Source organism: Bradyrhizobium sp. KB893862 SZCCT0404 (assembly GCF_018130885.1).
Classification (GTDB): domain Bacteria; phylum Pseudomonadota; class Alphaproteobacteria; order Rhizobiales; family Xanthobacteraceae; genus Bradyrhizobium; species Bradyrhizobium stylosanthis.
In genome coordinates, this window is sequence record NZ_JAFCLT010000010.1 from 59,107 (window position 1) to 78,314 (window position 19,208).

Sequence of the window (19,208 nt, forward strand, 5' to 3'; positions counted from 1 at the left end):
GTTTGCTTTCGATGCGATAGCGTAGCGCTATGTCGATGCGCGCCGGCTATCGAACCGATTGGGCATGGGCATTTCCGTTTTGAGGACATCCGTCGTCCGATGACAGGGCGCCCGATTGGCGGGCGTTCACGTCAATCCGGAGCATCCCATGACGAAAGTGTCCAAGACCCTGATCTTCACTGCCGCCTTTGCGGTGATTGCCACCTCGGCCTTCTCGGAAGCCGCCTGGGACATGAAGGCCGGCATGGCCTATGTCTATGGCGGGCCGGGCAAGATGTCGGCGATGGCCATGGCCCCGGCCGAGAAGAACCACGAGGCCATGATGAAGAACGCCAAGAAGGTGCCCGAGAACACCGTCTTCTTCATGGACAACGGCACGCTGTACTCCACGTCGGGCCGGCTCGATCCCACCGGCAATTTCTACGTGAACTGAACCGGCCTTCGCGCAACGGCCGCCCTTGCGGGCGGCCGGATCCGGAACCTAGAATTGAGCCCCAATTGCGGGAGCGGAAGATGACGTCTCTCTCACCAGCCGACGCCGATCGACTGAGGCTCGCCTTCCAGCGCTGCCGCGACATGGAGGGGACGCTGAACGAGCAGCTGCGCGCCTATGCCGACGCCAGCCGTCAGGTGTTTCCGGCCTATGGCGAGGCGGTCGATCGTCTGGTGACCCGCTTGAGCGGCAATGGCGGCGGCGAGACCGCGCCGCAGCCGGGCGATGCGATGCCGCCCTTCATGCTGCCGGATCAAGGCGGAAGTCTCGTCGCGCTGCCTGCGCTGTTGGCGCACGGCCCGGTCGCGGTGATGTTCTTTCGCGGCCACTGGTGTCCCTACTGCCGGCTCAATGTCCGCGCCGTGGTCCAGGCCCAGGATCGCATCAAGGAGGTCGGCGCGCAGATCGTCGCGATCATGCCGGAGACGCAGGAATATGCCCGGCAGCTCACAGATGATTCCGGCGCGCCGTTTCCTATCCTGACCGATCTCGACAACGGCTATGCGCTGTCGCTCAATCTCGCGATCTGGCTCGGCGCCGAGATCCAGGGCCTGCTGTCCTATCAGGATATGGCGAAATTCCACGGCAATGACGGCTGGATGCTGCCGATCCCGGCCGTGTTCGTCGTCGGCCGCGACGGGATCGTCAAGGCCCGCTTCGTCGATCCGGATTTCCGCAAGCGCATGGAGATCGATGATCTGCTCGCGGCCCTGGAGGGCGCGAGCCGGGAGAATTGAGCTTGGCCTTCTTCCCTTCTCCCCTTGCGGGAGAAGGTGGCGCGAAGCGCCGGATGAGGGGTATGTCTCCTCAAACTCAGGTCGACATTTGCGGAAACATACCCCTCACCCGTCTCGCCGCTCTGCGCCGATCCACCCTCTCCCGCAAGGGGAGAGGGTAAGCAGCACGCGCTACCCCGCAATCTCCCGCCAGTCCGCCCCGCGCAGCATCCGCATCACCGCATTGGCGACGGCCGTTCGCTGCCGGCCGGCGACGCCGTAAAGGCTGACGGTGCGGCGTGCATCGAGACCGGTGACCGCGGTGCGCTTGAGGGTCTCCGGCACCGGCGAGGTGTGGGGCACCATGGCGATGCCGATGTCGGCTTCGACCAGCTCGATCAGGTCGCGCTCGCTCGAGATCTCGTGACCGTGATCGACATCGATCCCGTGCTCGCGCAGGCTGGCGGAGATACGGCGGGAATGCTCGCAATAGGTCCGGCCGAGCATTTGCTCGGCGCGCAGATCGTCCGGCTCGATCGTGTCGTGCCCGGCGAGCCGGTGCGCTTTGCTGACGACGAGATCGAAGCCTTCCGTGAACAGCGGCCACACGTCGAGCCGGTCCCAGGCTTCGTCGATCTCGGCGGCGATGCCGAGCTCGGCTTCGCCCTTCTTCAGGAAATCGCCGACCTCGCGGCTGGTCCCGCGCAGGAAGCGCAGCTCGAGCCGGTTGAACTGCCGCCTGATCTCGTTGAGATGGGGAATGAGCAGCGCCAGGTCGATCGAATGTGTCAGCGCGATGCGCAGCGCGCCGATCTCGCCGCTCCTGAATGAGGAGGCGAGCGAGCGCGCGCCGGTGGCGGCGTCATAGCATTGCTTCAGCAGCGGATGCATGCGCTGGCCGAGTTCGGTCAGCTGCGCTGCCGGTCGCTCCCGGCGGAACAGGTCGCCGCCGAGCTCGGCCTCGAGCTGCTTGATCGCGCGCGTCAGCGAGGGCTGCGTCACGTTGCATTCCTCGGCGGCGCGGGTAAAATTCAACAGCTGCGCCACCGCGAGGAAATAGCGGACCTGGTGCATTTCCATGGATCGGCTCCCAGCAGGATCGACCGGAATCTAGCCGATCCGGACAGGGAATGACATCCCGGGCGCGATAGCGCATGCGTATGGTTATGGAAGCCAGCCGGCATTTCCAAAAGGCCCGACAATCGCCGAGAACGGCAGAATGTAACAATGGCCTTGCGCCCGACGAATGGTAACCACAGGGCTCGACAGGAGCGAGACATGAGCGGCATGCAGGACAATTTGCAGCGTAAGGGTACGGACCTGCCGGGGCAGGTCGTTCTCGTGCTCCAGGGCGGCGGCGCGCTCGGCTCGTACCAGGCCGGCGTCTACCAGGCGCTGCACGAGGCCGGCATCGAGCCGGACTGGATCATCGGCACGTCGATCGGCGCCATCAATGCGAGCCTCATCGCGGGCAATGCGCCGGAGCACCGGCTGGCACGCTTGAGGGAGTTCTGGAAGCGGATGGAGCAGCAGCCGGTCTGGGACTGGCGCGCCGCGTTTCCCGGCTTCAACGAGAAGCTGGCCTATTGGTCGACCGTCACTCACGGCATCTCGGGCTTTTTCCGGCCCAATCCGCTGGCGCATGTTGGCGATTCCTATCCGCTCGGCGCCGATCACGCCGGCTATTACTCCACCGCGCCGCTGGAAAAGACGCTGAGCGAGCTGGTCGATTTCGATCTGGCCAATCGCTGCGCGCCGCGCCTGACGGTCGGTGCGGCACATGTCGGCACCAGCGAGATGCGCTATTTCGACAGCCGCGACGGCGAGCTGACGGTGAAGCATGTGATGGCGTCGGGCGCGCTGCCGCCGGCCTTTCCGGCCGTGCGTATCGACGGCGAGCTCTATTGGGACGGAGGCATCCTGTCGAACACGCCGACGGAAGCGGTCTTCGACGACAATCCGCGCCGGGATTCGTTGATCTTCTCCGTGCATCTGTGGAATCCCGTCGGGCCCGAGCCGACCACGATGGCGGAGGTGATGAACCGGCACAAGGACGTGCAATATTCCAGCCGCATCGCCAGCCAGATCGTGCGGCAGCAGCAGGCCCATCGGCTGCGCCATGTCATCAACCAGCTCGCCGCGCGGCTCCCCGAGGGCGAGCGCACCGATCCCGCAGTCATGGAGCTGATGAGCTATGGCTGCCCGACCCGCATGCATGTGGTGCGGCTCCTGGCGCCGCAGCTCGAGCACGAGACCCATACCAAGGACATCGATTTCAGTCCGACAGGCATCACGCGGCGCTGGCATGCGGGCTACGCGCACACGCGATCGGTGCTGGCGCGCAAGCCGTGGATCGGCGAATTCGATCCGCTCGCCGGCGTGGTGCTGCACGAGCATATCGACGAGATGCCGATGGCGGCGGAATAGGGCCGGCCTTCATCGAATTGCCACAGGCCTTGCGGATCTTCGGCCGTCCGCCACAGTCGAAGGCCATGCCAATGGTGTCCGGTAACGACCTTGAAGCCGCCCTCGACCAGGTCCGCGCGCGCGCGGCGGGACCGGTCGCCGGCGTGTTCGGTCCTGACACCGCGACCTGGCGGATCGACCGCGAAGCCGTCATCTTCCTCGGCGCCGGGCGAGCGCTGCTGCTGCAACTGGCCCATCCCTGGGTCGCCGCCGCCATCGCCGAGCACTCCAAGACCTTTGCCGATCCGATCGGCCGCTTTCATCGCACCTTCGACATCGTCTTCGCGATGGTGTTCGGCTCGCTCGACCGTGCCTTGCTGTCCTCGCGGCAACTGCACCGGCGCCACGGCATGATTGTCGGCACGATGCCCGAGACGGTCGGCCCGTTCGCGGCCGGCTCGCGCTACTTCGCCAACGACATCCCGTCGCTGCGCTGGGTTCACGCCACGCTGGTCGAGACCGCGCTGATGGCGCACGACCTGGTTCTGCGGCCGCTCGGCGCCGAGGAGCGCGAACGTTACTGGACCGAGAGCCGGACGTTTGGCGCGCTGTTCGGATTGACGGCGGACGACCTGCCGGCGGACTGGGCCGGCTTTGCAGATTACACTAGCGCGATGGCGCAATCGGAGACGCTGACCGTCAGCCCTGCCGCGCGTGAAATCGCCGCGCAGATTTTTGGCGGCGCGCGTCCGTGGCTCCGGCCGCCGCGATGGTATCGCGCGCTCACGGCGAGCCTGCTGCCGGACCGCTTGCGCGCCGGTTTCGGATTCGAGCTCGATGCGCGTGACAGGAAGGCTGCCGACAACGCGCTGAGATGGATCAGGCGCGTCTATCCGAAACTATCCGACCGGTTGCGCTATGTCGGACCCTATCAGGAGGCGCAGGCACGGCTGCGCGGCGAGGTGCAGCCGGACTGGATGACCCGCTGCCTCAACCGCGCCTGGATCGGCCGGCCGCAGATGGACGTGCGCGGGAAGGGGTGAGAGCCCAAATCTATCATCCGTGTCCCGGACGCGCTGCAGCGCGCAGCGCTGGAGCGTGGTTGAGACGTGGGCCCCGGCTCAGCAGCGCACCACGTCGCAGGGGCGACGCGCTGCGCTGCGTCCGGGGCACGAGAGCGGGGTGAGGCGCGCGCTGCTTCCACATCCGTCGTTGCGAGCGTAGCGAAGCAATCCAGGCTGTCACTGCGGAGGCAGTCTGGATTGCTTCGTCGCTTCGCTCCTCGCAATGACGGTGGTAAGGGCTGCGCTCGCAAAGACGGAGAACGAGGAAGCGCAACGCCCCCCGGCCTCACGCCGAGGCCAGCTTCCGGTACAGCGCGCTGTAGCTCCCTGCCGAGATGCTCCAGGAGAACGAGCGGCCCATGGCGCTGCGGCGCATGGTGTCGAGCTGGTCCTGGGCCATGAAGGCCTCGAAGGCGCGGCGGACGCCGCCGAGGAAGGATTCGTGCGAGGGTCTTGAGAACAGGAAGCCGGTCTCGCCGTCGGTGATGGTCTCGGCAAGGCCGCCGGTCTGGTGGCCGATCGGCAGCGAGCCGAAGCGCTGGGCGTACATCTGGCTGAGGCCGCAAGGCTCGAACCGCGACGGCATCAGCGTGAAATCGCTGCCCGCGAAGATGCGCCGCGCCTGGGCGTCGTTGAAGCCGATGGTGACGCCGATGGCGTCGGGACGGCGGCGATGCGCGTCGATCAGTGCCTGCTCGAGCGCCGGCTCGCCGGAGCCGGTGACCACGATCTGCCCGCCGGCATCGACGATCTCGTCGGCCGCCGATAGCACGAGATCGATGCCCTTCTGATGCACGAGGCGTGCGACGATCGCGAATATCGGGCCGCGCGAGACCGCGAGGCCGAACTGCTTGCGCACATAATCCGCATTGGCCTTCTTGCCGACCCAGTCGCCGGCGCCGAATTGCTGGGCGAGCTGGGCACAGTAGCGCGGGTCCCAGCTCTCGTCGATGCCGTTGAGGATGCCGGTGAGCTCGGCCGCGTCCGAGCGGAGCCGAAGCAGCCCTTCCAGGCCGCAGCCGAACTCGGCCGTGGTGATCTCCCGCGCATAGGTGCCGCTGACGGTGGTGAGGTGCGAGGCGTAGACGAGCCCGGCCTTGAGGAAGGAGAGCTGGTCGTAGAACTCGACGCCGTCGATATGGAAGGAGCTCTCCGGTGCGCCGATCCGCCGCAGCGCCTCCTTCGGGAAGAGGCCCTGATAGGCAAGGTTGTGAATGGTCAGGATCGACGGCAGCCTGGCGCCGCGCCAGGCGAGATAGGCCGGCACGAGCGAGGCCTGCCAGTCGTTGGCATGGACCAGGTCCGCTGCCCAATTCTTGTCCACCTTGCCCATGGCCAGCTCAGCGGCTGCCGAGGCGAAGCGCGCGAAACGGATGTCGTTGTCGGGCCAGTCGCGCCCGGACTCGTCGCCATAGGGGTTGCCGGGCCGGTCGTAGAGCTGTGAGCACAACAGCACATAGACGGGCAGACCGTCCTTGGTCGCGGCACGGCCGAGCGAGCAGGCGGGCATCTCCGCGAAGGCGGGGCAGCGGCCAACGACCTGAATATGCGTGAGTTGCTCGATGATGTCGCGATAGCCGGGCAGCATGATCCGGATATCGGCGAAGCTGCGGAGCGCGCGGGGGAGGGCGGCGGAAACGGCGCCGAGTCCGCCGACGCGGACAAAGTCGTCCATCTCTGTCGTGACGAACAAGACCCTCAAGAACGCTTGCCCTCTTCCGATCCCGATTGCTGCTATGCAAGATCGGGTCCAGTTGCCCCTGGAAATCTCAGCCTGCCCGCGAGACGCGTTCGTTCGGTAAAGACTTTCCTACTCAGTCGCCGCCCTCTAGGGTCGGCGCACCAACAACAGAGAACGTTGATCGTTCCTAGGGGACCGCCGGGGATGCCGCTATCAGATAAGCACGAACGCACGACGACAAAGGCCTTCGCGGGCCTGCGGGTGCTGGATTTTTCGACCACCATCGCCGGCCCCCATTGCGCGCGGATGCTGGCCGACATGGGCGCCGAGGTCATCAAGATCGAGACCGACGGCGGCGAGACGATGCGGACCCGCCCGCCGCTGCGCAAGGGCTGCAGCACCGCGTTCGGCCAGCTCAATGTCGGCAAGAAGAGCCTGGTGCTCGACCTCAAGTCCGAGGAGGGCCGGGAGACGGTCCGCCGGCTGGCCGCGACGTCGGACATCCTGGTCGAGAACTTCCGCCCCGGCGTGATGCACCGGCTGCGGCTCGACTATGACAGGCTGCGCGCGGTCAATCCGAAGCTGATCTACTGCTCGATCTCCGGCTACGGCCAGACCGGCCCCTCGGCCGAGCTGCCGGCTTATGCGCCGGTGATCCACGCCGCCTCCGGCTACGATATGGCGCATCTCGCCTACCAGCCCGGACGCAGCCGGCCGGACTATTGCGGCATCTACCATGCCGACGTCCTCACCGGCACCTACGGTTTCGGCGCGATCGCCTCGGCGCTCTATCAGCGCAGCGTGACCGGGCTCGGCCAGCACATCGACGTCTCCATGCTGGAATCGATGCTGACCTTGACGCTGACCGAATTGCAGAGCGCTCAATTCGCGGTGACGCCGCCGCCGCGCCCGATGTTCGGCCCGACCGAGTCGGCGAGCGGCTATGTCATGATCACGGTCGCCAGCGAGAAGACCTTTCAGGCGCTGATGGGGGTGATCGGCCGCCCCGAATGGATTTCCGATCCGCGCTTCGCCGCCTACGCCCCGCGCCGCGAGAACTGGGCCGAGTTGATGGACGGCGTCGAGGTCTGGTCGCGGCAGCTGTCGACCGATGCATGCCTCCTGGCGCTCAGCGCTGCCGGCGTCCCGGCCTCCGCCTATCGCAGCGTCTCCGAGGCGCTGGCCGATCCGCAGCTTGCGCATCGGCAGGCGCTGTCCGAAGTGCGGGACGAGGGCGGCTCGTTTAGGGTGCTCAACGTACCGTTCCGGATGTCCGGCGCCGACACGACGCCCGCCCAGACGGTGGCCGCGCTCGGCGAGCATACGGATGCGCTGCGCGACGAGATCGGCCGCGCGGAGGAGACGTCAATTCCGACAGGCAAAACAGCCGCGACACATTAAGCAACACGCGCCGCACATGCGGCGTTTGATCTCGTATGCGTTCCTCTTGCCGTGGCGTGCATTTGTCGCCAAGCTCGCGCCCGAGTCATTCAACGATCCGAAACATCGGACGAGGGATCCCGGGAGGAACCATGACGAAGATTGTTGCCGCGGCGCGCTGCATTGCGCCGATTTTCCTTGTTGCGGCATTTGCACCTGCCACGCCGGCGCAGGCGCAAAAATCGGGCGGCAGCATCACCGTCGGTCAGGAACTCGATATTACGGGGTTCGATCCGCTCAAGGTCGGCGTCTACGACACCTCGACCTTCACCGCGGCGGCCGCGATCTTCGACACGCTCACCACGCTCAATGACAAGGGCGAGGCGGCGCCAAAGCTCGCGGTGTCCTGGACCCATTCGGACGATTACAAGAGCTGGACCTTCAAGCTGCGCGAGGGCGTGAAATTCCACGACGGCACGCCGTTCAACGCGCAGGCCTTCAAGGAGAATTTCGACCGGCAGAAAGACCCCGCCAACAAGTGCCGTTGCGCCTTCTACATCACCAACGTCAAGGAGGTGCTGGCGCCCGACGAATACACCGTCGTCTACAATCTCACTGACCCCTCGGTGAACCTGCCGGCGACGAACACCATCCAGAGCCAGAACAATGTCGTGCATTCGCCGACGGCCTGGAAGACCAAGGGCGACGATTACAATCGCAATCCCGTCGGCACCGGTCCCTACATCCTGAAATCATGGACCGCCGGCGACCGCATGGTGCTCGAGAAGAACCCCAATTACTGGGACAAGGGCCGCCCCTATCTCGACCGCATCATCTTGAAGCCTCTGCCCGATGCGCAGTCGCGCTTCGCCTCGCTGCAATCGGGCGAGGCCGACATCATCTGGGACGACGAGAACGACGCCGACAACATCATGAAGGCGCAGAAGGACCCCAAGCTCTCCGTGCACACCTACAAGGGCTCGGGCGCGCAGGTCTACGCCTTCAACACCAAGGTCGCGCCGTTCGACGACGTCCGCGTGCGGCAGGCGCTGGTGATGTCGATCGACCGGCCAAAAATGTCGCAGGCGATCAGCAACGGCCTGAGCCGGCCCGCGAGCAATCCCTACGGCGACGGCTCCTGGGTCAAGTGCAAGGACGACGGCGCGCTGCCGTTCGATCTCGAAAAGGCCAAGGCGCTGCTGAAGGATTATGGCAAGCCGGTCGAGTTCAAGACGCTGGTCACCGCGACGCCGCGTGGCCGCATGATCGGGCAGGTGCTGCAGCAATTCTGGAAGCGCGCCGGCGCCAATATGGAGATCGAGCAGGTCGATCAGGCCACGATCCCGCCGCGCGCCTTCACGCGTCAGTTCCAGTTGATACCCTGGCGCATCGTCGATCTCGCTGATCCCGATCCCCAGATGTATGCAAACTTCCGCAGCGGCAGTCCGTTGGCGCTCGCCAATTTCGTCGATCCGGAGCTCGACCGGCTGCTCGACCATTCCCGCGTCACCGCAGATACCGCGGCGCGGATCGAGGATTATTGCGCGATCAGCCGCCTGATCAACAAGGAGGCCATCTGGTTCTGGACGTTCCAGAACACCTACTACGCGCTGTCGAGCACGAAGCTGAAAGGCTTCCCGAAAATCTACAACGGCGTGATCGACGTCTCCTCCACCTGGCTGGAATGAACGCGCGATGCTGAACTTCGTCGTTCGGCGGCTGCTGGCTATCCTGCCGGTGCTGCTCGCCGTCTCGCTGCTGACCTTCCTGATCGCCTCGCTGCTCCCCGGCGATCTCGCCTATGTCATCCTCGGTGACCAGGCGACGCCTGAGAATGTCGCGGCGCTTCGCCGCGACATGGGGCTCGACCAGCCGTTGTGGTGGCGTTACCTGAGCTGGCTCGGCCACGTGCTGCAAGGCGATCTCGGCCGCTCCTTCCGTACCGGGCAGACGGTGCTGCAGGCGGTCGCCGAGCGCATTCCGGTCTCGCTCCAGCTGATGCTGATGGCCGAGTTCATTGGCCTCCTGATCGGCGTTCCCGTCGCGATCGCTTGCGCCGCGCGGGCCGGCGGGGCGTTCGACCGCTTCATGACCGGCAGCGCGTTCGCGATGCTGTCGATGCCGTCCTTTCTGATGGCGATCCTCCTGATCTATCTGTTCGCGGTCGAGCTGCACTGGCTGCCGGCGACCGGCTATGTGCCGTTCACCGAGGAGCCGCTGGCGAATTTGCGCTTCTTCGTGCTGCCGGCGCTGACCCTGGCGCTGGCGGAATGGCCGGGCATCATGCGGGTGCTGCGCTCCGACATGATCGCGACCCTGCAGGAGGACTATATCGCGCTGGCAAAGGCAAAGGGCCTCAAGCCGTCGCGCATCCTGTTCGTGCATGCGCTGAAGCCCTCGTCGCTGACGCTGGTGACGGTGACCGGCATCAATATCGGCCGCCTGCTCGGCGGCACGCTGATCGTGGAGACGATCTTCGCTCTGCCGGGCATCGGCCGGCTGCTGGTCGGCGCCATCTACACCCGCGACCTCGTCATCCTGCAGGGCGTGGTGCTGCTGGTCGCCTGCGGCTTCGTCATCGTGAACTTCATTGTCGACATGCTCTATGCCGTGCTCGATCCGAGGATCCGCCATGGCCACGCTTGAGCTGTCGATCCAGGACGAAGCGACGGCCGCACCTGTCAGGCGCAGGCGCAAGCTCGGCGTTTTGTTCTGGCTGGCAAGCGCCTGGCTCGCGATCATCCTTACGCTCGCGATCCTCGCGCCGCTGCTGCCGCTGCAGAACCCCGTCGACATGGACATGCTGGAGCGCCGTGCCGCGTTCTCCACCGAGCATTGGCTCGGCACCGACGGGCTCGGCCGCGACGAGCTCGCCCGTTTGATCTTCGGCGCGCGGGTTTCGCTGACGGTCGGGCTGATCGCGCCGATGATCGGTCTCGTGTTCGGCGGCGCGCTGGGCCTGCTCGCCGGCTATTTCCGCGGCCGGTTCGAGACGCTGGTGGTCGGCAGCATGGACGTGCTGCTCGCCTTTCCGCCGCTGATCTTCGCGCTGGCGGTGACCGCCTATCTCGGCCAGTCCATTCCCAATCTCACCGTGATCCTCGGTGTGCTCGGCATTCCCGCGTTCATGCGGGTGGCGCGGGCGGCGACGCTGACGCTGGCGCGGCGTGAATTCGTGATCGCGGCCGAGGCGTTGGGCGCCAGCCATGCGCGTATCGTCCTGCGCGAATTGTTGCCGAACGTGATCCTGCCGCTGCTCGCCTTCTTCCTGCTCGGCGTCGCCGTCACCATCGTGGTCGAGGGCGCGCTGTCGTTCCTCGGGCTCGGCGTGCCGCCGCCGATGGCGAGCTGGGGCAGCATGATCGGAGAGGGGCGCGACAGCCTAGATGTCGCGCCGCGGCTGGCCTTCCTGCCGGCAGCGGGGCTGTTCCTGACCGTACTGGCGTTCAACCTCGTCGGCGACACCATGCGGGCGCTGACCGACCCGCGTCAGGGGGCGCTGTGACCATGCCGCTCCTGACCATCGAGGATGTCGCGGTCGAGCTTCCGACGCCGCGCGGGAACTTGCGTGCCGTCGACCATGTCGATCTCTCGCTCGAAGCCGGCCGCACGCTCGGCATCGTCGGCGAGTCCGGTTGCGGCAAGACCATGCTGTCGCGCGCGGTGCTGCAGCTGTTGCCCAAAAAGGCCAAGTTGACGGGCCGCGTGATGTTCGACGGCGTGGATCTGGTGCGGCTCGATTCCGAGCGCCTGCGGCAGTTGCGGGGCCGCGATCTCGCGGTCGTGTTCCAGGATCCCATGACCTCGCTCAATCCGGTGCTGACCATCGGCACCCAGTTGATGGAGACGATCCAGGAGCATCTGGAGCTCGATGCTTCTACAGCGAAGGCGCGCAGCATCGAGCTGCTTGCCGCCGTCGGCATTCCCGCGCCGGAGCAGCGGCTCGCGCAATATCCGCATCAATGCTCCGGCGGCATGCGCCAGCGCATCGCGATCGCGATCGCGCTGTCCTGCGAGCCGAAGCTCTTGATCGCGGACGAGCCCACCACCGCGCTCGACGTCACCATCCAGGCGCAGATCCTCGACCTGCTGGCGCGCGAGCAGCGCCGACGCCACATGGCGATGATCATCATCACCCATGATCTGGGCGTCGTCGCCGGCCGCGCCGACGAGGTCGCGGTGATGTATGCGGGAAGGGTGGTGGAGCGTGCACCGACGCCGGCCTTGTTCAAGCGCATGCACATGCCCTACACCGAGGCGCTGCTGGCGGCGATCCCGAAGCTGGAGACCGCGCCGCACACGCCGCTGCCCGCCATCTCCGGCCGTCCGCCCGATCCGACGCGGCCGCTGAAGGGCTGCTCCTTCGCGCCGCGCTGCCGCTATGCCGCGGGACGTTGTCATGAAGCCAAGCCCGAATTGAAAAGCGCGGAGATGCCTGACCATCTCTATGCCTGCTTCCATCCGATCCAGGTCACCGAAGAGGTCGGCGCATGATGCAGATGGCCGTGCGCGACGTGCCGCTCCTGAACGTCGACGATCTCGTCGTCGAGTACGGTCTCGGCAACAAGACCGTGCATGCGGTGTCCGGCGTCAGCCTCCAGGTCGCGCGCGGCGAGACGCTGGGGCTGGTCGGTGAATCCGGCTGCGGCAAGTCGACGCTTGGGCGTGCGGTGCTGCAATTGCGCCGCGCCAAATCCGGCCGCGTGCTGTTCGACGGCGAGGACCTCACCGCGATGGAAGGCGAGGCGCTGCGCAAGATGCGGCGCCGGGTGCAGCTCATCTTCCAGGACCCGATTGCCTCGCTCAATCCGCGACGGCGCATCGGCGACATCGTGGCCGAGCCGCTGATCATCGCCGGTGTCAAGGACGCAGCCGAGCGCAAGCGCCGTGTGCACGATGTGCTCGCTGCGGTCGGGCTCGATCCCGATCTGGTGTCGGGGCGGCTGCCGCACGAATTCTCCGGCGGGCAGTGCCAGCGCATCTGCATCGCCCGCTCGCTGGTGCTCAATCCCGAGTTCATCGTCTGCGACGAGCCGGTCTCGGCGCTCGATGTCTCCATCCGCGCGCAGATCCTCAACCTGCTGGAGGAGATGAAGGCGCGCTTCGGTCTGACGCTGCTGTTCATCGCCCATGACCTTGCGGTGGTCAAAGCCGTGAGCGATCGCGTCGCGGTGATGTATCTCGGCCGGCTCTGCGAGGTGGGTCCATCGGAGCAGCTGTTCGCAAAGCCCGCGCATCCCTACACCGCCCTGTTGTTGCAGGCGATCCCGGTGCCCGATCCGGACGTACGTCCCGCCGAGAGTGTAGCGACCGGCGAGCCGCCATCGCCGATTGCACCGCCCTCCGGCTGCCGCTTCCGCACCCGCTGCCCGCGGGCGGACCAGCGATGCAGCGCGGAGATACCGGAGTTGCGCGAGGTCGCACCCGGCCAGTTCGCCGCTTGCCACCATCCGCTGGCCTGAACTAAGACCGGTTTGTCTCGCCCCGCCGGCCATGGCATGGTGGCGCCGAGAACGACAAGCGTGCCGGGAGGACGCCGATGAAGAGTTTCAAGGTCGCTGATTTCAAGGCGCCGCTGCAGGAGTTCGACGAGGCCACGCCGCAGCCGTCGGGCACGCAGGTGCTGATCAAGGTGAAGGCCGCCGGCGTCTGCCACAGCGACCTCCACATCTGGGAAGGCGGTTACGATCTCGGTCATGGCCGCAAGCCGCTGTCGCTGAAGGATCGCGGCATCAACCTGCCGCTGACGATGGGGCACGAGACCGTCGGCGAGGTCCTTGCCTTCGGGCCGGACGTGAAGCCGACCGACCAGGGCGACCTCAAGCTCGGCGATGTCGGCCTGGTCTATCCCTGGATCGGTTGCGGCAAATGCGCGACGTGCCTGGCCGGCGACGAGAACATGTGCCTGACGCCGCGCTCGCTCGGCGTCTATTGCGACGGCGGCTATTCCGATCACATGCTGGTGCCGCATCCGCGCTATCTGCTCAATCTGAAGGGGCTCGACCCCGCGTCGGCTGCGCCCTATGCCTGCTCGGGCGTCACCACCTACAGCGCGCTGAAGAAGGTCGAGCAGCATTTCGACACGCCAATCGTGATGTTCGGCGCCGGCGGCCTCGGCCTGATGGCGCTGTCGCTGCTGAAGGCGATGGGCGGCAAGGGCGCGATCATGGTCGACATCGATGCCAGGAAGCGCGAGGCGGCCGAGAAGGCCGGTGCGCTCGCAACCGTCGATCCCAAGGCGCCGGACGCGCTGGAGCAGTTGGCCAAGAAGGCGGGCGGCCCGATCCGCGCCGTGATCGACCTCGTCGGCAACTCCGCCACGACTCAGCTCGGCTTCGACTGCCTGACCAAGGGCGGCAAGCTCGTCATCGTCGGCCTGTTCGGCGGCGGCGCGACCTGGGCGCTGCCGCTGATTCCGATCAAGGCGGTGACGATCCAGGGCAGCTATGTCGGAAACCTGCGTGAAACGCAGGAACTGCTCGACCTCGTGCGCACCAAGAAGGTGCCGCCGATCCCGGTGACGACAGCTCCGCTCAACAAAGCCAACGACGCGCTGGTGCAATTGCAGCAGGGCGCGGTGGTGGGGCGGACCGTGCTGACGCCGTAACTCTTCGTCATTCCGGGGCGGTCCGCAGGACCGAACCCGGAATCTCGAGATCCCGGGTTCGGCTCTTCGAGCCGCCCCGGGATGACTCCTCTCCTCAGGAACCCCCATGTCCGCAAACAACGCCTTCCACATCGCCGTGCTCGCCGGTGACGGTATCGGTCCCGAAGTCATGGCGCCGGCGCTCGAGGTGCTGCGCAAGGTCGGCGAGAAATCCGGCCTCGGCTTCCGCTTCACCGAGGCCCCCGCCGGCGCCAACAATTATCTCGCCACCGGCAAGTCGATGCCTGACTCGACGATCAAGCTGTGCGAGGAGGCGGACGCGATCCTGCTCGGCGCCTGCGGCCTGCCGTCGGTGCGCTACCCCGACAACACCGAGATCGCGCCGCAGATCGAGCTGCGCTTCATCTTCGATCTCTATGCCGGCGTGCGTCCGGCGCGCCTCATTCCCGGCGTGCCGAGCCCGATCGTCGGCGCGGACAAGCGCGGTATCGATCTCGTCGTGATCCGCGAATCCACCGAAGGGCTGTTCGCCTCGATGGGCAAGGGCGTCGTCACCCACGAGGATGCGCGCGAGACCATGGTGATCACGCGCCGGACCTCCGAGCGCCTGTTCGACTTCTCGTTCCGCCTCGCCGAGCGGCGCAAGGCGCGCGGCAAGCCCGGGATGCTGACCTGCGTCGACAAGGCGAACGTGTTCAAGGCCTTTGCCTTCTTCCGCGGCATCTTCGACGAGATCGAGAAGAAGCATCCTGATGTGAAGACCGATCGCCTCTATGTCGATGCCTGCTCGGCGATGCTGGTGAAGCGGCCCTGGGATTTCGACGTGATGGTGATGGAGAACATGTTCGGCGACATCGTCTCCGACATCACCGCGAGCCTGATCGGCGGCCTCGGCATGGCGCCGTCGGCCGACATCGGCGACAAATACGCCGTGTTCCAGCCCTGCCACGGCACCGCGCCCGATATCATGGGGCAGGGCAAGGCCAATCCCACCGGCATGATCCTGTCGGCCGCGATGATGCTGGACTGGCTCGCCGAGAAGCACGGCGTCGAGAACGCGGCGGAAGCCGGCGAGACCATCGAGCGCGCCGTGGACCAGGTCTATGCCGGCGGCATCAAGCCGATGGAGTTCGGCGGCAGCAACGGCACGGCTGATATCACCAAGGCGGTGTTGGGAGCGCTGTAGTTAAACGCCGAAAGGAAAGGGGCCCTCGGGCCCCTTTGTCGTTCACCAGCGGCGCCAGTGGCGATGGCCGTAGCCCCACGGGCGACCATAGAAGCGGCGCGGGCCGCCGTAATAGCCATAAGCTCCGCCGTAATAGTTCGGGCGCCACCAGCAGCGGCCCCATTGATTACAGACCATCCGGACCTGATCGATGTTCGCAGCCGGGCCGCTCGCCACGCGATCGGCCTGCGGGATGCCATTCGGCATCGCCGCGAGCGCCTGTCCCGACGCCAGCGCCACACCGCCCAAGGCGGCAAGACCAAGAACAGCAAACCTGAGTTTCATCGCAATCTCCCTCGTTGGTGGCGGAAGAACTTGCGGCAGATCAGTTGGTTGCTATCGCAGTGCGGGCGGAAGAGGAATTTAATCTTCCTGAATGTCCGTTCACGCTGGCTGTCCAGGGAGCTCCGGATTACGGCGTCGACGTCGTGTGCGGTCTCTCCACATCGTCATTGCGAGCGTAGCGAAGCAATCCAGAATCGCTACGCGGAAAGATTCTGCTCCGTCGCTTCGTGCCTCGCAATGACGGTGGTGAGAGAGCTGCGCTCGGCGGCGGGAAAATCACTTCCCCTGGAACTTCGGCTTGCGCTTCTCCATGAAGGCCTGCCGGCCTTCGCGGAAATCCGCGCTGTCCATGCAGGCGGTGCCGATCGCCTTGATCGCATCCATGTCGCGTGCGCTCTCGTCCTTGAGCACCTGCGCGATGGTGATCTTGGCGGCCTTGATCGCGAGCGGCGCGTTCTGCGAGATCGTCTCGGCGATCGTCATGGTCTCGCCCCAGAGCTCGTCGACCGGGAACACGCGCTCGACGAGGCCAATGCGCAGCGCCTCGTCGGAATCGATGCGCATGCCGGTGTACATCAGCAGCCGCGCCCAGGAAGGCCCGACCAGCGACACCAGGTGCTTGAGGCCGTCATAGCCATAGGCGATGCCGAGTTTCGCCGCGGGGATGCCGAACTGGCTCCCATGGGAGGCGAAGCGGATGTCGGCGAGCATCGCGACCTGCATGCCGCCGCCGAGGCAGAAGCCGTCGATGCAGGCGATGGTCGGCTTGGGATAGTCGGCGAGCAGCGCGCGTTGGGCGGCGCTGCGCCTGGCATATTCCTCGGACGCGGCGGCGTTGTGGCGCGTCTTCTCGAACTGGCTGATGTCGGCGCCCGAGACGAATGCCTTGCCGCCGGCGCCGCGCAGGATCACGACGCGCACGGCATCGTCGTCGCGCAGGGCCGTGAGCGCCTCGCCAAATCCCTCCCACATCTCCAGCGACATCGCGTTGCGCTTGTCGGGATTGTTGAAGGTGATCACGCCGACGCCGCCTGTGGCGTGCTGGAGGATCCTGCCGTCGGCGTAGGATTTTTCGCTGGAGAGGTCGGGCATCACGCGCTCGCTTGTTGTTGGCGAGATGCAATGTGCGGCCGGGCCGAGGCCGCGGTCAACCGCGGCAGGGGATGCGGCTTTGCATCCGCCCGTGCCGCGATTGCATGGCGCGAAGCGCCTATTGCGTTACATGCATGTGCGCGGTCAGCGGATGGCCGGCGGCGTTGCCGAAGAACGCCGCCTCTTCGGCGGTGGCCTCCAGCAGCTGCTCGTCCTGGTTATAGACGTCGTTGCGGAACTGGATGGTCTGGTCCTTGGTCATCCACGCCGTGAGATAGATCCAGGCCACCGGCACCTTCTTCGCCATGGCGACTTCGAGGTGCTGGCCGCTGGCGATTTCCGCGTCGATTGCGGCGCGGGTCCATTTCGGCTGGTCCTTGAGCAGCCAGGCGGCGAGGTCGCGCACGTTGTCGACGCGCGAGCAGCCGTGGGAATCGAAGCGGTAGTCGTCGCTGAACAGATTGCGCTGGTTGGTGTCGTGCATGTAGACCGAATAGGAATTCGGCATGTCGATCTTCACCGCGCCGAGCGCGTTGAAGGTGCCGTTGTGCTGGCGCACCGTGAAGTTCGGCGTGTGCGTGCCCGACCAGTCGACCGAATGCGGATCGATCGGATTGTCGTGGGCGTCGAGCACCTCCATGTGCATGCGCGACAGATAGGTCGGGTCCTTGAGCATATGCGCGGAGATCTCGGTCTTGGCGATCGAGGACGGCACCGTCCAGGTCGGGTTGAGCACGACGCTGCTGATCTGCGCCGTCAGCGTCGGCGACGGCTTTTCGGTCTTGCCGACGATGACGCGATAGCGCCGCACCACGACGTCGTTCTCGACCGCCTCGGCGAAGGCGGCGGGAATGTTGACCACGACATAGCGCTGGCCGAAACCGAAATTCATGTTCTCGAGCCGTTCGAGCGAGGCTTCGAGCTGGCGGATGCGCTTCTGCACGGAGACGTTCATCGCCGCGAGCGTGCGCGGGGTCACCGTGCCCGTCGGCGCGAGGCCGTGGCGCGCCTGGAAGCGCTTCACCGCATCGGCGAGATCCTGGTCGAAGGCGCCGCTGGCCTTGTCGGCGGCAAGATCGCCCGAGAGGATCAGCCGCTTGCGCAGGAGCTCGTCGCTCGTGCCCTGCACGCCGGGCGTGAACTTGGCATCCGCGGGGATCGTCGGCCAGCCGCCGCGCACGGCGAGCGCGGAATAGCTGAACGCAGCCTCCTTGATGCGCTGGGCGGAGCCTTCGTCATAGGTCGGCTCGTGCGTCATCGCGAGTGCCGCGGCTGAGCGGCTCTCCGGCGTCGAGGCGGGCGCCGTCGCGGTTTTGGGTGGGGCCGCGTGGGCCGGATTGGCCGCCGCAGGCACCGTCCCGGCCGTCGCGGCCTTGGGTGTCGCCTGTCCGACGGTCTCGGTTTGCGCCAGCGCAGAGGCGCTGGCGAGCATGCCGACGGCAATGATCATCGCATGGCGTTTCGACATGTGTCCCATCTTCCCCCAAGAGAACGAAGCCCGGGCGGGCCCTCGCATCAGCAATTTCCGGCGGCCGCGCTGCATGCGCCGATTCGTGCAATCGGCGGGAAATTAGGACACCGGTGTTGAGGTCCCATTAAGCACGGCCGTCGAAAGCTCCGCTCATACAGGCGGAGGCTCTCGATTGGGTCGCGGCAAGGGCGCGAAGGGTTCGCCAAAAGCGTGGGGCGGGAAGGGGAAAAAGCACAAGAAAAAAGGGCGGTCAGCCCGCCCCGAGAACCAAGGCCACGCGCGAAAAGGCGCGCGGGCCAAATCTGATTCAGCAGATCCGATCCAGTCGGCCTCGTCCAATCCGGCCGCGCCCCCGCGACGCGGCGGATTGAACAATCGGCCGTCAAGGCCGGACCGTCGATGGCTCAGCCTTCGTTCGCTGCGATCGATTCCATCAGCGAGACGAGCTGGCGCTGCACCGTCTGATCCTTGATCTTGCTGTAGGCGCGCAGCAGGCGGAGGCTGAAAGCCGAATCGAGGAAGAGCAGGCTCTCGACTTCGCGTGCCTTGTTGTCGCCGTCATAGAAGAAGGTGACGGGCACATCGAGCGCGGAGGCGATCTGCTGCAGGCGAGCTGCGCCGACGCGATTGACGCCCTTCTCGTACTTCTGGACCTGCTGGAAGCTCACGCCGAGCTTCTCACCGAGCTCGGCCTGCGAGATCTTCATCTCGACGCGCCGCAGACGGATCCGCTTGCCAAGCTCAATGTCCGGCTTGCCGGCACTGCGCTGCTTCATTCTTTTCGCCGC

The 19,208-nt window shown here is 66.0% G+C and carries 18 protein-coding genes; 12 read left to right on the forward strand and 6 right to left on the reverse strand.

Annotation, left to right across the window (positions count from 1 at the left end):
- Positions 1–148: 148 nt before the first annotated feature.
- Together JQ617_RS32110 and JQ617_RS32115 are read left to right on the forward strand one after the other, a co-directional pair.
- Complete coding sequence (locus JQ617_RS32110; RefSeq protein ID WP_145663994.1) at positions 149–433, forward strand: hypothetical protein; 285 nt, start codon at positions 149–151, stop codon at positions 431–433.
- An 80-nt stretch (positions 434–513) separates the two neighbouring features.
- A complete protein-coding gene (locus JQ617_RS32115; RefSeq protein WP_212029846.1) occupies positions 514–1,230 on the forward strand; it encodes a peroxiredoxin-like family protein in 717 nt (238 codons plus the stop codon).
- A 171-nt stretch (positions 1,231–1,401) separates the two neighbouring features.
- On the opposite strand, the gene JQ617_RS32120 is transcribed toward JQ617_RS32115, so the two are convergent.
- Positions 1,402–2,289, reverse strand: a complete 888-nt coding sequence (locus JQ617_RS32120; protein WP_212029847.1) for a LysR family transcriptional regulator — start codon at positions 2,287–2,289, stop codon at positions 1,402–1,404.
- A 198-nt stretch (positions 2,290–2,487) separates the two neighbouring features.
- Here JQ617_RS32120 and JQ617_RS32125 point away from each other — a divergent pair, with 198 nt between their 5' ends.
- A complete protein-coding gene (locus JQ617_RS32125) occupies positions 2,488–3,636 on the forward strand; it encodes a patatin-like phospholipase family protein (RefSeq protein ID WP_212029848.1) in 1,149 nt (382 codons plus the stop codon).
- 71 nt (positions 3,637–3,707) lie between these two features.
- Complete coding sequence (locus JQ617_RS32130) at positions 3,708–4,658, forward strand: oxygenase MpaB family protein (protein ID WP_212029849.1); 951 nt, start codon at positions 3,708–3,710, stop codon at positions 4,656–4,658.
- A 307-nt stretch (positions 4,659–4,965) separates the two neighbouring features.
- On the opposite strand, the gene glgA is transcribed toward JQ617_RS32130, so the two are convergent.
- Positions 4,966–6,381, reverse strand: a complete 1,416-nt coding sequence (glgA, locus tag JQ617_RS32135; protein ID WP_212029850.1) for a glycogen synthase GlgA — start codon at positions 6,379–6,381, stop codon at positions 4,966–4,968.
- A 183-nt stretch (positions 6,382–6,564) separates the two neighbouring features.
- Here glgA and JQ617_RS32140 point away from each other — a divergent pair, with 183 nt between their 5' ends.
- The 8 genes from JQ617_RS32140 to JQ617_RS32175 all read left to right on the forward strand — a co-directional run bounded on the left by JQ617_RS32140 (position 6,565) and on the right by JQ617_RS32175 (position 15,533).
- Positions 6,565–7,761, forward strand: a complete 1,197-nt coding sequence (locus JQ617_RS32140; RefSeq protein WP_212029851.1) for a CaiB/BaiF CoA transferase family protein — start codon at positions 6,565–6,567, stop codon at positions 7,759–7,761.
- Between the two features lie 131 nt (positions 7,762–7,892).
- Positions 7,893–9,428, forward strand: a complete 1,536-nt coding sequence (locus tag JQ617_RS32145) for an ABC transporter substrate-binding protein (RefSeq protein WP_212029852.1) — start codon at positions 7,893–7,895, stop codon at positions 9,426–9,428.
- A 7-nt stretch (positions 9,429–9,435) separates the two neighbouring features.
- A complete protein-coding gene (locus JQ617_RS32150) occupies positions 9,436–10,386 on the forward strand; it encodes an ABC transporter permease (protein ID WP_212029856.1) in 951 nt (316 codons plus the stop codon).
- Positions 10,373–11,245 (forward strand): ABC transporter permease, encoded by an 873-nt coding sequence (locus JQ617_RS32155; RefSeq protein WP_212029857.1) that lies wholly within the window; start codon positions 10,373–10,375, stop codon positions 11,243–11,245. Before JQ617_RS32150 ends, JQ617_RS32155 begins: the two co-directional genes overlap by 14 nt.
- Positions 11,242–12,234, forward strand: a complete 993-nt coding sequence (locus tag JQ617_RS32160; protein WP_212029858.1) for an ABC transporter ATP-binding protein — start codon at positions 11,242–11,244, stop codon at positions 12,232–12,234. Before JQ617_RS32155 ends, JQ617_RS32160 begins: the two co-directional genes overlap by 4 nt.
- Entirely contained in the window at positions 12,231–13,202 is a 972-nt protein-coding gene (locus JQ617_RS32165) for an ABC transporter ATP-binding protein (RefSeq protein ID WP_212029860.1), read from the forward strand. Before JQ617_RS32160 ends, JQ617_RS32165 begins: the two co-directional genes overlap by 4 nt.
- 77 nt (positions 13,203–13,279) lie before the next feature.
- Positions 13,280–14,347 (forward strand): alcohol dehydrogenase, encoded by a 1,068-nt coding sequence (locus tag JQ617_RS32170; RefSeq protein WP_212029861.1) that lies wholly within the window; start codon positions 13,280–13,282, stop codon positions 14,345–14,347.
- A 106-nt stretch (positions 14,348–14,453) separates the two neighbouring features.
- Positions 14,454–15,533 carry an isocitrate/isopropylmalate dehydrogenase family protein gene (locus JQ617_RS32175; protein WP_212029863.1) on the forward strand — a complete coding sequence of 360 codons (1,080 nt, stop codon included), beginning with the start codon at positions 14,454–14,456 and terminating at the stop codon, positions 15,531–15,533.
- Positions 15,534–15,575: 42 nt separating this feature from the next.
- On the opposite strand, the gene JQ617_RS32180 is transcribed toward JQ617_RS32175, so the two are convergent.
- From JQ617_RS32180 to JQ617_RS32195, 4 genes are all read right to left on the reverse strand, one after another.
- Positions 15,576–15,857, reverse strand: coding sequence for a hypothetical protein (locus JQ617_RS32180; protein WP_212029865.1), 282 nt, complete (start codon positions 15,855–15,857; stop codon positions 15,576–15,578).
- A 276-nt stretch (positions 15,858–16,133) separates the two neighbouring features.
- Positions 16,134–16,949, reverse strand: coding sequence for an enoyl-CoA hydratase (locus tag JQ617_RS32185; RefSeq protein WP_212029867.1), 816 nt, complete (start codon positions 16,947–16,949; stop codon positions 16,134–16,136).
- 118 nt (positions 16,950–17,067) lie between these two features.
- Complete coding sequence (locus JQ617_RS32190) at positions 17,068–18,417, reverse strand: L,D-transpeptidase family protein (protein WP_212029869.1); 1,350 nt, start codon at positions 18,415–18,417, stop codon at positions 17,068–17,070.
- Between the two features lie 407 nt (positions 18,418–18,824).
- Entirely contained in the window at positions 18,825–19,196 is a 372-nt protein-coding gene (locus JQ617_RS32195) for a helix-turn-helix domain-containing protein (RefSeq protein ID WP_027558475.1), read from the reverse strand.
- Positions 19,197–19,208 lie beyond the last annotated feature (12 nt).

What these genes read in the sequence shown, in the direction of transcription:
- JQ617_RS32110 (WP_145663994.1), top strand. Translation starts at nt 149, where the DNA reads ATGACGAAAGTGTCCAAGACCCTGATCTTCACTGCCGCCTTTGCGGTG.
- JQ617_RS32115 (WP_212029846.1), top strand. Translation starts at nt 514, where the DNA reads ATGACGTCTCTCTCACCAGCCGACGCCGATCGACTGAGGCTCGCCTTC.
- JQ617_RS32120 (WP_212029847.1), bottom strand. Translation starts at nt 2,289, where the DNA reads ATGGAAATGCACCAGGTCCGCTATTTCCTCGCGGTGGCGCAGCTGTTG.
- JQ617_RS32125 (WP_212029848.1), top strand. Translation starts at nt 2,488, where the DNA reads ATGAGCGGCATGCAGGACAATTTGCAGCGTAAGGGTACGGACCTGCCG.
- JQ617_RS32130 (WP_212029849.1), top strand. Translation starts at nt 3,708, where the DNA reads ATGGTGTCCGGTAACGACCTTGAAGCCGCCCTCGACCAGGTCCGCGCG.
- JQ617_RS32140 (WP_212029851.1), top strand. Translation starts at nt 6,565, where the DNA reads ATGCCGCTATCAGATAAGCACGAACGCACGACGACAAAGGCCTTCGCG.
- JQ617_RS32145 (WP_212029852.1), top strand. Translation starts at nt 7,893, where the DNA reads ATGACGAAGATTGTTGCCGCGGCGCGCTGCATTGCGCCGATTTTCCTT.
- JQ617_RS32150 (WP_212029856.1), top strand. Translation starts at nt 9,436, where the DNA reads ATGCTGAACTTCGTCGTTCGGCGGCTGCTGGCTATCCTGCCGGTGCTG.
- JQ617_RS32155 (WP_212029857.1), top strand. Translation starts at nt 10,373, where the DNA reads ATGGCCACGCTTGAGCTGTCGATCCAGGACGAAGCGACGGCCGCACCT.
- JQ617_RS32165 (WP_212029860.1), top strand. Translation starts at nt 12,231, where the DNA reads ATGATGCAGATGGCCGTGCGCGACGTGCCGCTCCTGAACGTCGACGAT.
- JQ617_RS32170 (WP_212029861.1), top strand. Translation starts at nt 13,280, where the DNA reads ATGAAGAGTTTCAAGGTCGCTGATTTCAAGGCGCCGCTGCAGGAGTTC.
- JQ617_RS32175 (WP_212029863.1), top strand. Translation starts at nt 14,454, where the DNA reads ATGTCCGCAAACAACGCCTTCCACATCGCCGTGCTCGCCGGTGACGGT.
- JQ617_RS32180 (WP_212029865.1), bottom strand. Translation starts at nt 15,857, where the DNA reads ATGAAACTCAGGTTTGCTGTTCTTGGTCTTGCCGCCTTGGGCGGTGTG.
- JQ617_RS32185 (WP_212029867.1), bottom strand. Translation starts at nt 16,949, where the DNA reads ATGCCCGACCTCTCCAGCGAAAAATCCTACGCCGACGGCAGGATCCTC.
- JQ617_RS32190 (WP_212029869.1), bottom strand. Translation starts at nt 18,417, where the DNA reads ATGTCGAAACGCCATGCGATGATCATTGCCGTCGGCATGCTCGCCAGC.
- JQ617_RS32195 (WP_027558475.1), bottom strand. Translation starts at nt 19,196, where the DNA reads ATGAAGCAGCGCAGTGCCGGCAAGCCGGACATTGAGCTTGGCAAGCGG.